This is a genomic window from Micromonospora sonchi (assembly GCF_014646235.1).
In the GTDB taxonomy this organism is placed as follows: domain Bacteria; phylum Actinomycetota; class Actinomycetes; order Mycobacteriales; family Micromonosporaceae; genus Micromonospora; species Micromonospora sonchi.
Map to the genome: position 1 here is coordinate 15,751 of NZ_BMNB01000015.1, position 12,744 is coordinate 28,494.

Consider the following 12,744-nt stretch of genomic DNA (forward strand, 5'->3'; position numbering starts at 1 on the left):
CTCAGCCGGTGGCGAGGAGCTCGATGCCCTCCGCGATCAGGGACGGGGTGTTGGCCGCGTAGCCGAGAACCAGGCCGGGCGGGTACGGCCGCCGGCAGTGCCAGGACAGCGGCTGCACCTTCACCCCACGCGCCAGGGCCGCCGCCGCCAGCTCCGTGTCCGTCACCTCGCCGGCCAGGGTGACCGTCAGGTGCAGCCCGGCCGCCGCCCCGTGCACGGTGGCGCCCGGCAGGTGCCGGCCCAGCGCGGCGATCATCGCGTCGCGGCGTTGTACGTGCCGTCGGCGCAGCAGCCGCAGGTGCCGCTCCAGCGCCCCGGAGGTGATCAGCTCGGCGAGGACCAGTTGCGGCAGGACCGCGTTGCCCAGATCGGCGTTTCGTTTCGCGGCCACCACGGCGTCCCGGTACCGCCGCGGCACCAGCAGCCAGCCGATCCGCAGCGCCGGGGCGAGCAGCTTCGACACGCTGCCGGCGTAGCAGACCTGCTCGGGCAGGGTGGCCCGCAGCGCGGGCACCGGCGGGCGGTCGTAGCGGTGCTCGGCGTCGTAGTCGTCCTCGATGACCAGGCCGCCGGCGCGGGCCCAGCTGGCGAGTTGGCGGCGCCGCGCGCCGTCGAGCACCACCCCGGTCGGGAACTGGTGCGCGGGGGTGAGCATCACCGCGGGGAGGTTTCTGGCGGCCAGTTCGTCCACGCGCAGCCCGGCGGCGTCGACGGGGATCGGCACGGTTTCCAGCCGCCAGTTGTCGAGGTGCTGCCGGACGCCGAGGGAGCCGGGGTCCTCCACGCCGAGGGCGGTGACGCCGCCGGCGGCCAGTGCCTGGGCGAGCAGACCGAGGGCCTGCGACACCCCGTTCGTGATGATCACCTCGGCCGGGTCGGCGCCGATCCCCCGGTTGCGGGCCAGCCATCCGGCGACGGCCCGGCGCAGGATGGGCGTACCGCACGGATCGCCGTAGCCCAGGTCCGGCGCCGCCAGCCGCCCCAGCACGGCCCGCTCGGCGCGCAGCCAGGCCGCGCGGGGAAACGCCGCGAGGTCGGGTACGCCGGGCGTCAGGTCGATCCGCGCCGGGGCGGTGCGCAGCGCGTCGAAGATGTCCGGGCCGGGTGCCGACGGGAACAGGTCGGCGGGGTCCGCCGTACGGGTCGCCGCGCCGGTGGCGCCTCTTCCCACCCCGGCCGAGGGGGGTCGCGGCCCGGTATCCGGCGACCGGGCCGGCGCCGGGATCGGGGCGGCCACCACCACGGTCCCGGCGCGGCCGCGGCCGGCCACCTGCCCCTCCTCCATCAGCCGCTGGTACGCCTCCACCACCACGCCCCGGGATACGCCGAGATCGGCGGCGAGCACCCGGGTGGCGGGCAGCCGGGCGCCGACCGGCACGACCCGCTCGGCGATCGCCCGCCGCAGCCGATCGGCCAGCCAGGCGGCCCGGCCACCGCGCGGCGCCTGGCCGATGTCCAGGTGCAGGAAGTCCGACCCGGCGTTAAGAAGGGGCCCTTCTACTACGCGAGGCGTTAACAGGGGGCCCTTCCTTTCCGCTATGGACCTGTGGGGAGAGCTTGGTTTGGCACTGCTCATCGAACCATTGTGGGGGCAGGCTCGATGGTGCTGATGAACCTGCTCAACCCGAAGTTGACGATCTTCTTCGTCGCGTTCCTGCCGCAGTTCGTCCAGCCGGACAGCCCGGGCGCCCTGGGCCGGATGCTCGGGCTGGGGGCGGTGTTCACGGCGACCACACTGGTCGTCTTCGTCGGCTACGGCCTCGGCGCCGCCGCCGTACGCCGACACGTCCTCGACCGCCCCCGGGTGGCCGGCTGGCTGCGTCGGTGCTTCGCCGGCTCGTTCCTGGCGCTCGGCCTGCTGCTGGCCCGCGCCCAAGCATGAGGGAGAAACCGTGTACTTCCAGCACTCGACCCAGGTTCGGGCGGAGCATCCGACGCTGGTCGCCGGCGTGCTGTACGCCGAGGGTGTCCACGGCGAGCCACGGGCCGAACTGCCATTGGCCGACCTGCTCGGGCGGGCGCGGCAGCGGCTCGCCGGGGGCACCGAGGCGGGCTTTCCGGAGATCCAGGCGTGGCGGCGGGCGTTCACCCGGATGGGGCTGGCCCCGACGAAGTACCGCTGAGCGGCGGAATCGCTGCTGCGCCGGCTGCGGACCAGTGGTGACCTGCCCCGGGTGCACCCGCTGGTGGATCTCGGCAACGCGGTCTCGGCCGCGTACGCCATCCCGGTCGGGATCCTCGACGTGGCCCGCTGCGGCGGCGGCATCGAGGTTCGGCACGCCCAGGGCGACGAGCGCTACCTGACTCTCGGCGGCGTCGAGGAGCAGCCCGACCCGGCAGAGGTGATCTTCGCCGACCCGCTGGGCCGGGCCCATGCCCGGCGCTGGACCAACCGGCAGAGCGGCTGGTCGGCGGTACGCGAGGACACCTCCACCGTCCTGGTGGTGGTGGAGGCGATGCACGACTCGGCGGCGCGGGACGCGCCCCGCCTGCTGGACACGCTCGCCGAGGAGCTGGACCGGGGTTGGGGCGCGTCGACGCGTACCACTCTGCTGACCCCGGCCGCCCCCGGCTTCCGCGTCGACGTCGCCGCCGGCTCAGATGTTGGCTGAGTCGGCGGGTACACCGTCGGGCAGCGTGGGCGCCCCGGCCAGCGGCTCCGTGGGGTGACCGGGGCGGCCCAGCGTGTAGGCGGTCATCGACACCGACCCGTAGGCGTACCCGTCCACCAGCACGTTCGTCCCCCCGCCGTCGGCTCCGGCCAGGCCGGCCAGGTAGAGCAGCGGGATGAAGTGGTCCGGCGTCGGCACAGCACTGCCGAAGTCGCGGTGGGCGTCCAGGGCGGCCGCCTCGGTCGGCTCGCCGAGCATGACCTCCTTCGCCGCCTCGTCGAAGCGCTGCGCCCAGTCGAACCCCTGGTCGACCATCCGAGGGTTGACGCCACCGAGGTTGTGCACCACGTTGCCGCTGGCCACCACGAGCACCCCACGCTCGCGCAGCGGCGCGAGCTTCGCGCCCAGCTCCAGGTGGTAGTCCAGCCCCTTGAAGGCGTTGATGCTCAGTTGGACGACGGGGATGTCCGCCTCGGGAAAGGCGTGCACCAGCACCGACCAGGTGCCGTGGTCGATGCCCCAGGAGTCGATGTCCGCGCCCACCCAGGTCGGGTGGACGACGTCGCTGACCTCCTCGGCCAGCTCGGGCAGGCCCGGCGCCGGGTACCGCACGTCGAACAACTCCTGCGGGAAGCCGTAGAAGTCGTGGATGGTCTTCGGTCGGGGCATGGCGGTGACCGCAGTGGCACCGATGTACCAGTGGGCCGACACCACCAGGATCGCCCGGGGCCGCGGGACCGACTGTCCGAAGGCCCGCCACGCGGACGTGTACCGGTTGAGTTCCAGCGCGTTCATCGGGCTGCCGTGGCCGAAGAACACGGCCGGCATCCGCGTGGACGTCGCATCGCTGCTCATGGTGCGCCTCCTGACCGGGCGGGTGGCCTGAGCGTAGACGACCCGGCGCGCGGTGTCCGGCGTACCGTCGCGGCGTTCGGCCTCGGGCCCGGTGGCGGGTCAGACAGCGTCGCCGGGAGCGAGGTGGCGGTAGCCGGGGATCGTCTCGGTGAACCAGCCGTTGACGCTGGCCAGACCGCGCTCGTTGCGCTGGGCCTGGTCAGGTGCGGGCGGCCCGGCCGGCCGGCGGCGGCTCGGTCGCAGCCTCCACCGCCACGCACAGGTCGGTGAGCGGGTCGAACGCCTGCGCCGCGCAGGCCACCCGCCGCAGCAGGTCGCGCAGTGTCGCGTCCTGCTGCGGGGTGAGGGGCTGAAGCAAGCGGGATTCGACCGTACGCAAGGTGTCGCGGCGACGACGCGCGGCGTCGCGGCCGGCGCCGGTGAGGGTGACCAGGCGGCTGCGCCGGTCCGCCGGGTCAGGTCGGCGCACTACCAGCCCGGCCTGCTCCAGGTCGTCGATCAGGTACGTCAGGACGGTGCGGTCGATGCCCAACTCCTCGGCGATCGCGCCCTGGTTGCGGGGTGGCTCCCGGTCGGCGGCGGTGAGCACGTGGTAGCCGCGCGGCCCGCCGGGCAGCTCCCCGACGGCGTGCTCGGCGGCGCGGACATAGGCCCGGAAGGCGACGCCGAGCATCCACCCGAGGTCGTCGTTGATCGGGTCGGGACGGGGCTCGTCGCCCTGGGGGCCGGTCATCCCCAAAGATTAGCGCAGGGTCACAGATTTTATTGGGCAAAGATGTTCTGCCCGACATAACATCTCTGGTGTGTGGTGATCGACGCCGCGCCACCGGAAGGAAGGCCGAGATGAGCGACTACGGGCACCCCCTGACCTTCGGATCGTTCCTGACGCCCGGCAACGCCGACCCGGCGCGACCGGTCGGCCTCGCCATGCTCTCCGAGCAGGTCGGGCTCGACCTGGTCACCTTTCAGGACCACCCCTACCAGTCCGCGTTCCTGGACACCTGGACGTTGTTGAGCTTCGTCGCCGCACGCACCGAACGGGTACGCCTGGCCGCGAACGTGACCAACCTGCCGCTGCGCCCACCCGCCGTGCTGGCCCGCAGCGTCGCCAGCCTCGACCTGCTCAGCGGCGGCCGGATCGAGCTGGGCCTGGGCGCCGGTGCGTTCTGGGACGCCATCGAGGCGATGGGCGGGCGACGCCTCTCCCCCGGTCAGGGGGTGCGGGCTCTGGAGGAGGCGATCGAGATCGTCCGCCAGATCTGGGACGCCGACGCCCACGGCGGCGTCCGGGTCGACGGCGAGTTCCACCGGGCGGTCGGCGCCAAGCGCGGCCCGGCCCCCGCCCACGACGTCGGCATCTGGCTGGGCGCCTACAAGCCGCGCATGCTCGCGCTGACCGGGCGCCGGGCCGACGGTTGGCTGCCCTCGCTGGCCTACCTGAAACCCGGCGACCTGGCGAAGGGCAACGTGATCATCGACGAGGCCGCCACCGGGGCGGGACGCTCCCCGGCCGACGTACGCCGGCTGCTCAACATCAACGGACGCTTCTCGGCGGTCGGCCGCGGCCAGCTCGACGGGCCGGCCGAACAGTGGGCCGAGGAACTCGCCGACCTGGCCCTGACCGAGGGGATCAGCACCTTCATCCTCGGCAGCGACAACCCCGACGACCTGCGGCGCTTCGCCGCCGAGGTGGCCCCGGCCACCCGGGAACTCGTCGCCGCCGAGCGCTCCTCGCGCAGGCCCGGCACCCCCACCGACCCGGCCGCTCCCACCCCGACCGGCACGGCCAGTCCCGCCTCGACCGATCCCGGCGCGACCGATCCCGCCTCAGCTGACGCGGCCGGTCCCGCCTCAGCTGACGCGGCCGGTCCCACCTCGGGAGGCGTGACGGGGACTCGGGCGGGCGGCGGGACGGGAACGCCGCCGGGGGGTGCCGGGCGGCCGGCGGCGCGTCGGGCCGGCGGCGGGACGGCGCCGTTCGCAGTGGTGCCGACGCCCGACGACGGCATCCGCCGCAGCGAGGTGCGGGTGTGGGACGAGTCGGAGCGCCCCGCCGGGCCGGCCCCGGACCCGGAGCGCACCTACACGGCGCACGAGCAGGCCGGCGCGCAACACCTGATCGACGTGCACGACGGGCTACGTGCCGAACTGGCCCAGATCCACGACCTGATCGAACAGGTAGCCGCCGGTCTGATCGACGTGGGTGCCGCCCGGTCGCACATCAACACGATGACGATGCGGCAGAACAAGTGGACGTTGGGCACCTACTGCGAGTCGTACTGCCGGGTGGTGACCACCCACCACACCATCGAGGACCGCTCGCTCTTCCCGCACCTGCGCCGCTCCGACCCTCGACTCAAGCCGGTCATCGACCGGCTGGTCGAGGAACACCACGCCATCCACGACGTGCTGGAGGGCGTGGACCGGGCGCTGGTCGCGTTCGTCGCCACACCGGACGGGATGGCCGAGCTACGCGCCGCGGTCGACCTGCTCAGCGACACGCTGCTGTCGCACCTTGCGTACGAGGAACGCGAACTGGTCGAGCCGATCGCCCGGCTGGGCATGTACTGACCGCCGCCCGACGTGGCGATCGTTGGCACCTCAGCTGCCGCAGCACCGGCGTGTCGTGCCGCTGAGGTGCCAACGATCAAGGCGGTCGTGTCACGGGAGCGCGGACGATCCGGGGTAGCGGACAGGCATCATCGAGGAATGGAGCCACGAGTCGAACGGGGGCACCGGTGCGTGCCGCACACCGCCGACGTACGGATCGAGGCGTGGGCACCGGACCGCGAGGGCTGCGTGGCCGAGGCGGTCGCGGCGCTGGTCGAGTCGTTCACCGACCCGGCCGGCGCCTCGCCGAATGCCGAACGGGAGTTCCACGCGCCGCCCGCCGCCGACGACGACCTGCTGGTGGGCGTACTCGACGAAGTGATCTTCCGAATGGAGACGGCGGACGAGCTGCCGCTGACCACCGAGGTGACCGACGACGGCGCCGGCGGCCTGCTGGTGCGCTGGCGCACCACGGGCACCGCCGAGGTGGAACTCACCGGCGCGGTGCCGAAGGCGGTCTCCCTGCACGAGCTGCGCTTCAGCGGCGACGGTACGGGCTGGTCGTGCACGGTGACGCTGGACGTATGAGGCGTCCCGTCAACCCTTGACCACACCGAGCGGCACCAGCCGGGCCACCTTCCGGCACAGGCCGGCCCCCTCGGCGGCCTCGACCACCGCCGAGATGTCCTTGTACGCCGCCGGCATCTCCTCGGCCAGCCCGCGCCGGGACGCCCCGCGTACCGCGATGTCCTGCGCTTCCAACTGGGCGCGCGGGTCCGCGCCGCGCCCGGCCACGACGGCCTGCTTACGGCTCTGCACCCGGCCCGCGCCGTGGCAGGTGGAGGCCCACGCGGGCGCCCCGGCCACGCCGGTCAGCACGTACGACCCGGTGCCCATCGAGCCCGGAATGAGCACCGGCTGGCCGGCGGCGCGCAGCTCCTCGGGCAGGTCGGGGTGGCCGGGTGGCAGTGCGCGGGTGGCGCCCTTGCGGTGTACGCACAGTCGGCGCGTCCCGCCGTCCACCGCATGGTCTTCGATCTTGGCGAGGTTGTGCGAGATGTCGTAGACCAGGTCGAGCCGCCGCCCGGTCTGCCGCTCGAAGATCTGGCCGGCCGCGTGGGCGAGCAGCTGGCGGTTGGCCCGCGCGTAGTTCGCGGCGGCGGCCATCGCGCCCAGGTAGGCCCGCCCCTCATGCGAGCTGACCGGGGCGCAGGCGAGCTGCCGGTCCGGTACGTGGATGCCGTGCCGGCCCATCACCTTCTCCATGGCCCGCACATGGTCGGTGCAGATCTGGTGGCCGAGCCCGCGCGACCCGCAGTGGATCATCACGCAGACCTGGCCGGGGCGCAGCCCGAACGCCTCGGCCACCGGTTCGTCGTACACCTGCTCGACCGCCTGGACCTCCAGGAAGTGGTTGCCGGAACCGAGGCTGCCGACCTGGCGCGCGCCGCGCTCGATCGCCCGCTCGCTGACCTGGGCCGGGTCGGCGTCGTCCACCGCGCCGTAGTCCTCGCAGCGGTGCAGGTCCCGCTCGACGCCGAAGCCGCGCTCCACGGCGTACCGGGAGCCGCCGCGCAGCACCGCGTCGAGTTCGTCGCGGCCGGTCAGGTGCCACACCGCGCCCTTGCCCATGCCGCGCGGGGTGGCCTCGCTCAGCCCGTCCATCACCGCGTCCAGGCGCGGGCGCAGTTCGTCGCGGTCCAGGTCGGCGGTGAGCAGCCGGACCCCGCAGGAGATGTCGAAGCCGACGCCGCCCGGCGAGACGACCCCGCCGGCCTCGATGTCGGTGGCGGCCACCCCGCCGATCGGGAAGCCGTAGCCCCAGTGCACGTCCGGCATGGCGTACGAGGCGTCGACGATGCCCGGCAGGGTGGCGACGTTGGCGACCTGGTCCAGCGACCGGTCCGCCCCGGCGTCGGGCAGCAGCGACCGGGACGCGAAGATCACCCCCGGCACCCGCATCGGGTCACGCCGGTCGATCCGGAACCGGTACGGCGACTCCTCGACCAACTCCATCCCGCGCGGCTACCCACCCTCGTGGGCGCTACACCTGTCGTTGAGGCGTCTGGCGTGGCGGACGACGGGCGCGATCGTGGCCCTCGATCGTGCGGGTGCGCGGGGCGTGGTCGGACACGGTGGGTACCGTGTCAGGGGTGACCGAGGCGGGGGAACGGAACAGGGTGAGCAGCGAGCTACGGGCCGACTGCGGCAGGTGCTTCGGGCTCTGCTGCGTCGCGCCCGCCTTCGCCGCGTCGGCCGACTTCGCGCTCGACAAGCCAGCCGGTCAGCCGTGCCGCAACCTGCGCGCCGACTTCGGCTGCGGCATCCACGCCGAGCTGCGCGATCGTGGCTTCCCCGGCTGCACCGTCTTCGACTGCTTCGGCGCGGGTCAGCGGGTCGCCCAGCAGACCTTCGGCGGGCGGGACTGGCGGAGCGCGCCGCAGACCGCCGGGCAGATGTTCGACGTGTTCGCGGTGATGCGTCCGCTGCACGAGTTGCTCTGGTATCTGACCGAGGCGGTCGCGCTGAGCCCGCCGGCAGCGCTGCGCGAGCAGTTGGTCACCGCGCTCGCCGAGACCGATCGGCTGGCCTCGGGCAGCCCGCAGCAGTTGCTCGCGCTCGACGTCGACGCGCACCGCCGGGAGGTCAACGCGCTGTTGTCGCGTACCGGCGATCTGGCCCGCGCCCGGGGCGGCGCCGGCGCCGACCATCGCGGCGCGAGTCTGGTCGGCCGTGACCTGCGCCGCGCCGACCTGCGCGGGGCCAACCTGCGCGGGGCGCTGCTGGTCGGGGCCGACCTGCGCGGCGTGGACCTGACCCGGGCCGACCTCACCGGCGCCGACCTCCGCGGGGCGAACCTGCGCGGGGCCGACCTGTCCGGCGCCCTGTTCCTGCACCAGTCGCAGGTCGACGCCGCTCGCGGCGACCGGTCCACCCGCCTGCCGGCGGCGCTGCGCCGCCCGACGCACTGGACAGCGGCGGCCACACTCCGAGCGCGACGCCGCTGAATCACGGTGCACGCCGTCGCCCCAACCGGAACCCAGTCGGTGAACCGATGGTGCAACGGCGGCGACTGCGTAGAGGTCGCTGCCAACCTGCCGGGTGTCGTCGGCGTCCGGGACAGCAAGGACTCGAGCGGCGCGGCGCTGACCTTCGCCCCGGCCGCTGGCGAGCGTTCATCGCCCACGTCGCCGAGCGAGCCTGACCGGCGCAGACACTTACTCGCCCGTACCCGTGCGGGCGCTTCTGCTAGCGGCTGGCCGGTGTGGCGGCGCGCGCCTCGGTCATGCCCCGGTTGGCCAACGTGTCGGCGCGTTCGTTCTCGGGGTGGCCGTTGTGCCCCTTCACCCAGAGCCAGGTGATCCGGTGCCGGGCGCAGGCCGCCTCCAACCGCTGCCACAGGTCGGCGTTCTTCACCGGCTGCTTCGCCGCGGTCAGCCAGCCGTTGCGCTTCCAGGAGGCCAGCCAGCTGGTGATGCCGTTGCGCACGTACGTGCTGTCGGTGTGCAGTTCGACGGTGACCGGCCGGGTGAGGCTCTCCAGGGCCTCGATGGCGGCGGTCAGCTCCATCCGGTTGTTGGTGGTCGGGGTGGCCTCGCCACCGCACAGCTCCCGCTCGTGCGAGCCGTAGCGCAGCACCGCGCCCCAGCCGCCCGGTCCCGGGTTTCCGCTGCACGCACCGTCGGTCCAGATCTGCACCACCCGGCCGGGGGCCTCGTCCGTCATGCGGCAAACCTACCGAAGCCGCCCGCACGGGCACGCGTACGGGCCCGCCGGTGGTTAAAGTCGGCCGGGTGAGCGAATCCGTCGCCCTCGGGCAGTTGGTGATCCGTCCGGCCGAGCCGGCCGACATCGAGGTCCTGCACCGGTTCATCGTGGAGCTGACCGTGGCCGAGGAGTTTCCCGGCGAGGTGACCGCCGAGCCGGCCGATCTGATGCCGGCCCTGTTCGGGTCGCGTCCGGTCGCCGAGGCCATGGTGGCCACCATCGACGATGAGCCGATCGGCTTCGCGCTGTACTACCCGACCTACAGCACGGTGGTCGGTCGGACCGGCATCCACCTGGATGATCTGTACGTCCGGCCGGAGCACCGGGGCGCAGGCGTCGGCCGAGCCCTGCTGGCCCACCTGGCGGGGCTGGCCGTACGCCGTGGCGGTGGCCGGCTCGAGTGGTGGGTGATGCACACCAACGATCCGGCCCTGCGCTTCTACCGGCGGTTGCAGGCCCGCACCGTCGACGAGATCGACGTGCTGCGGCTGGACGGGGAACCCCTGCACGCCTTGGCGGCCGAGGCACCCGACCGGTTCGACATCCAGCAGCCGGTCTGACGCGTTCACCTGCCACCGCCCCGAATCAACAGCCCAAGTCGGGTCAGCGGGCACTGCCCGGTGGCTCGTCGCCGACGACGGGCGGCGGGATCGTCCAGGCCGGTCGGCGCGCCGGGGCCAGCCGGTGGTGAAGGCGGCCGGCGGCGTCGCCCACGGTGGCGGTGACCATCGGCAGCAGCCGGGCGGAACGCATCACGGCCAGGTCCTCGGCCACGGTGGTGGCGCCGTCGAGGAAGCGCAGCACCCGCGGCGCCGGATTGCGGTCGAACAGCCGACCGAAGAACTCCGGACCGCCGACCAGGTCGCGGTCCAGGGCCCGCAGCGCGACCGCGTCCATCCACCGGTGCCGCCGAGGGTACGCGGGCGCCGGCACCGGTGGCCGTCCGGCGGCGAGCGCCCGGGCGATCTGGTCGGCCTGCCGGCGCATGGCGGTGAAGGTGAAGCCGGTCGACGGGCGGGTGGCGCCGCCGGCGGTGCCCAGGCGGACCACCCGGGGCGACGGGCGGGCGACGAACGGGCCGTCGGTCATCGGGATGACGCCGTTCTCGACCTCCCGCACCGTGCACCGGACCGGGTCCAGGCCGAGCAGCTCGTGGTAGCCGGCCAGCGCCGAGTCGTACGCCGCCCCGCTGAGCGGGTGCGGCGAGAACTCGGTGTACTCGATGAGCGCGTACCGGCTGTCGACCGGCAGCACGTACCCGAACGAGACACCCCGGGCGGGCTGCGGGGTGCGGAAGTCCATCAGCACGGCCCGTCCCGGCTCGAACATCGGCCGGTCAGCCGTCAGCCACCAGCCCCGGAAGTGCTGCAACCAGTTCGTCCGCCCGGGGCGGTGCGGCGGTCGGGGCCGGGAGTCCAGCACCCAACCGGCCCGCAGCACCGGCCGGTCGCCGCCGGTACGCACCAGCACCCGCTCCCCGTCGTCGTCGAGCGCCTCGACAGCGGCGACGATCCGGGTCACGCCGAGGCGCCGCTCCGCCTCGGCCGCCCGGTCGTAGACCGGGCCGGAGCGCAGCATCGCGTACCGCATCGGGGCGAGGTCGAGGGTGCGGTGCGCGCCGGGCGTGATCACCTCGACCTGCGACCAGCTCGCGCTGAGCAGGTCGTCCAGGTCGTTGCCCGGCTGGTCCCAGAATGCCCAGGTCCGGTCGTGGCCCCGCCGGTGCACCGGGTCGACGACGGCGATCCGAACGTCACGTACCCCGTGCCGGGCCAACGCCGCCAGCACGAGCGAGGCCGCACCGCCCCCACCCACCAAGGCAACGTCAACGTCGACCAGCCCCCCACCCACGCACCCACTCTACGGGCATCGCCCCCACAGGCCGGGGATGCGCCGATCTTGCACTTCTGGTCGCCCATATGCCCTTTTTATGGGCCTTCGTGGCGACAGAAACTGCAAGATCGCGGGCGCGGGGTGGGGTGGGGGCGGGTGTGGGGGGTGGGGGTGGGGGTGGGGTGGGACGCCGAAACGGCCGGCACCCTTGGTGGGGTGCCGGCCGTTGGCGTGTCACGTGTCGGGTCAGCTGTTCCAGTGCTGGGCGACCAGGTCAGCGGCCTGCTGCTCCCACTGGGCGTAGTGGTCGGGGTACGCCGATACCTGCACGGTCTGGGCGGCCATGGTCAGCGGCATGTCCTGCCAGCCGTTGACCTGCTTGAGGCCCTTCAGGAAGGCGGTGGTGGAGTACTCGGGGTCGGTGATCTGCTCGACCGTGCCCCACCCGCTGGACGGGCGCTGCTGGAACAGGCCCTGCGAGTCGTGGTCGTTACGGGCACCGAGGTGGCCCAGGTTCTCCAGCTTCGACTCCTGGAACGCGGTGGCGATGGCGACCACGGCGGCACGCTCGTCCATGCCGGTCTTCTTGGTCGCGGCGATGATCGCCTTGGCGTTACCGACCTGCTCGTCGTTCAGGTCGATCCGCGACTGCTTACCCTGCACACCATGCGGCATCAGCTTGCCGGCGTCCGGCTTGTCGGCCTGGGCGACGGCGGTGACCGGGTTGGTGGTGGTCGGGGTGGTCTCGGTCGTGGCGTGGTTCAGCGGGCCGGCGGCCAGACCACCGGCAACAGCCAGACCAGCGATACCCAGCACGGTCTTACGCAGCATCGTGTTCATCAGAGAGGCTCCATTCGGGGGTTGGCGCACCCGCCGATGGGGGTCGGCTCGTGGATGCGCAAGCACCGTCCGGCGCTCAAAGAAAAAGGGGGGGGAAGGTCGTCCAGCGCGCGGGGCCAGGGCCTCTTCGCGGCGCCGGGACCATGTGTAACGACTGACCGGGGGCGGTGATTCCCAGAGGGCTGGCATCGGCCGCGTTTTCCGGGGGCATCGGCCGCCGCCGTGAGCGGAGCCGGTGCGGTCAGCCACCCGATCCAACGCCGCCGAGCCACCCGACATTCCGGCG

Annotated in this window: 14 protein-coding genes and 1 pseudogene; 8 read left to right on the top strand and 7 right to left on the bottom strand. The window is 73.3% G+C overall.

The features are described 5' to 3' along the window. Position 1 precedes the first annotated feature (1 nt). Positions 2-1,576, bottom strand: a complete 1,575-nt coding sequence (gene pdxR, locus IEY61_RS17090) for a MocR-like pyridoxine biosynthesis transcription factor PdxR (RefSeq protein ID WP_189045462.1) — start codon at positions 1,574-1,576, stop codon at positions 2-4. A 24-nt stretch (positions 1,577-1,600) separates the two neighbouring features. On the opposite strand from pdxR, the gene IEY61_RS17095 reads away from it, so the two are divergent. Genes IEY61_RS17095 through IEY61_RS31265 form a run of 3 tightly spaced genes read left to right on the top strand, consistent with a single transcriptional unit; the run spans position 1,601 to position 2,612 of the window. Further along, positions 1,601-1,882, top strand: a complete 282-nt coding sequence (locus IEY61_RS17095; RefSeq protein WP_189045464.1) for a LysE family translocator — start codon at positions 1,601-1,603, stop codon at positions 1,880-1,882. 10 nt (positions 1,883-1,892) lie between these two features. Continuing rightward, positions 1,893-2,123, top strand: a complete 231-nt coding sequence (locus IEY61_RS31260) for a hypothetical protein (RefSeq protein WP_229705985.1) — start codon at positions 1,893-1,895, stop codon at positions 2,121-2,123. A 15-nt stretch (positions 2,124-2,138) separates the two neighbouring features. Beyond that, positions 2,139-2,612 carry a B3/B4 domain-containing protein gene (locus IEY61_RS31265; protein WP_268240657.1) on the top strand — a complete coding sequence of 158 codons (474 nt, stop codon included), beginning with the start codon at positions 2,139-2,141 and terminating at the stop codon, positions 2,610-2,612. On the opposite strand, the gene ygiD is transcribed toward IEY61_RS31265, so the two are convergent. Together ygiD and IEY61_RS17110 are read right to left on the bottom strand one after the other, a co-directional pair. Continuing rightward, positions 2,598-3,467, bottom strand: a complete 870-nt coding sequence (gene ygiD / locus IEY61_RS17105; RefSeq protein ID WP_229705987.1) for a 4,5-DOPA-extradiol-dioxygenase — start codon at positions 3,465-3,467, stop codon at positions 2,598-2,600. The genes IEY61_RS31265 and ygiD overlap by 15 nt on opposite strands. Before the next feature lie 199 nt (positions 3,468-3,666). Continuing rightward, the gene (locus IEY61_RS17110) at positions 3,667-4,200 is read right to left on the bottom strand and encodes a MarR family winged helix-turn-helix transcriptional regulator (RefSeq protein ID WP_189045467.1); all 534 of its coding nucleotides are present in this window, start codon (positions 4,198-4,200) and stop codon (positions 3,667-3,669) included. A 110-nt stretch (positions 4,201-4,310) separates the two neighbouring features. Here IEY61_RS17110 and IEY61_RS17115 point away from each other — a divergent pair, with 110 nt between their 5' ends. Continuing rightward, a complete protein-coding gene (locus IEY61_RS17115) occupies positions 4,311-6,038 on the top strand; it encodes an LLM class flavin-dependent oxidoreductase (protein WP_189045469.1) in 1,728 nt (575 codons plus the stop codon). Positions 6,039-6,176: 138 nt separating this feature from the next. Beyond that, entirely contained in the window at positions 6,177-6,605 is a 429-nt protein-coding gene (locus IEY61_RS17120) for an archease (protein WP_189045471.1), read from the top strand. A gap of 9 nt (positions 6,606-6,614) precedes the next feature. Here IEY61_RS17120 and IEY61_RS17125 read toward each other — a convergent pair whose 3' ends face one another. Next, a complete protein-coding gene (locus tag IEY61_RS17125) occupies positions 6,615-8,033 on the bottom strand; it encodes an RtcB family protein (protein WP_189045473.1) in 1,419 nt (472 codons plus the stop codon). Between the two features lie 137 nt (positions 8,034-8,170). Here IEY61_RS17125 and IEY61_RS17130 point away from each other — a divergent pair, with 137 nt between their 5' ends. Together IEY61_RS17130 and IEY61_RS17135 are read left to right on the top strand one after the other, a co-directional pair. Continuing rightward, on the top strand, positions 8,171-9,025 hold the full coding sequence (locus IEY61_RS17130) for a pentapeptide repeat-containing protein (RefSeq protein WP_229705988.1): 855 nt from the start codon (positions 8,171-8,173) through the stop codon (positions 9,023-9,025). A 54-nt stretch (positions 9,026-9,079) separates the two neighbouring features. Then, a pseudogene (locus tag IEY61_RS17135) lies at positions 9,080-9,222 on the top strand (DUF397 domain-containing protein); the annotation flags it as partial. 44 nt (positions 9,223-9,266) lie between these two features. Here IEY61_RS17135 and rnhA read toward each other — a convergent pair. Continuing rightward, positions 9,267-9,743 (bottom strand): ribonuclease HI, encoded by a 477-nt coding sequence (gene rnhA / locus IEY61_RS17140; protein ID WP_189045475.1) that lies wholly within the window; start codon positions 9,741-9,743, stop codon positions 9,267-9,269. A 68-nt stretch (positions 9,744-9,811) separates the two neighbouring features. Here rnhA and IEY61_RS17145 point away from each other — a divergent pair, with 68 nt between their 5' ends. After that, a complete protein-coding gene (locus IEY61_RS17145) occupies positions 9,812-10,345 on the top strand; it encodes a GNAT family N-acetyltransferase (RefSeq protein WP_229705989.1) in 534 nt (177 codons plus the stop codon). A 43-nt stretch (positions 10,346-10,388) separates the two neighbouring features. On the opposite strand, the gene IEY61_RS17150 is transcribed toward IEY61_RS17145, so the two are convergent. Beyond that, positions 10,389-11,636 (bottom strand): lycopene cyclase family protein, encoded by a 1,248-nt coding sequence (locus IEY61_RS17150; protein ID WP_189045477.1) that lies wholly within the window; start codon positions 11,634-11,636, stop codon positions 10,389-10,391. Between the two features lie 228 nt (positions 11,637-11,864). After that, positions 11,865-12,458 (bottom strand): hypothetical protein, encoded by a 594-nt coding sequence (locus IEY61_RS17155; RefSeq protein WP_189045479.1) that lies wholly within the window; start codon positions 12,456-12,458, stop codon positions 11,865-11,867. Between the last annotated feature and the right edge of the window lie 286 nt (positions 12,459-12,744).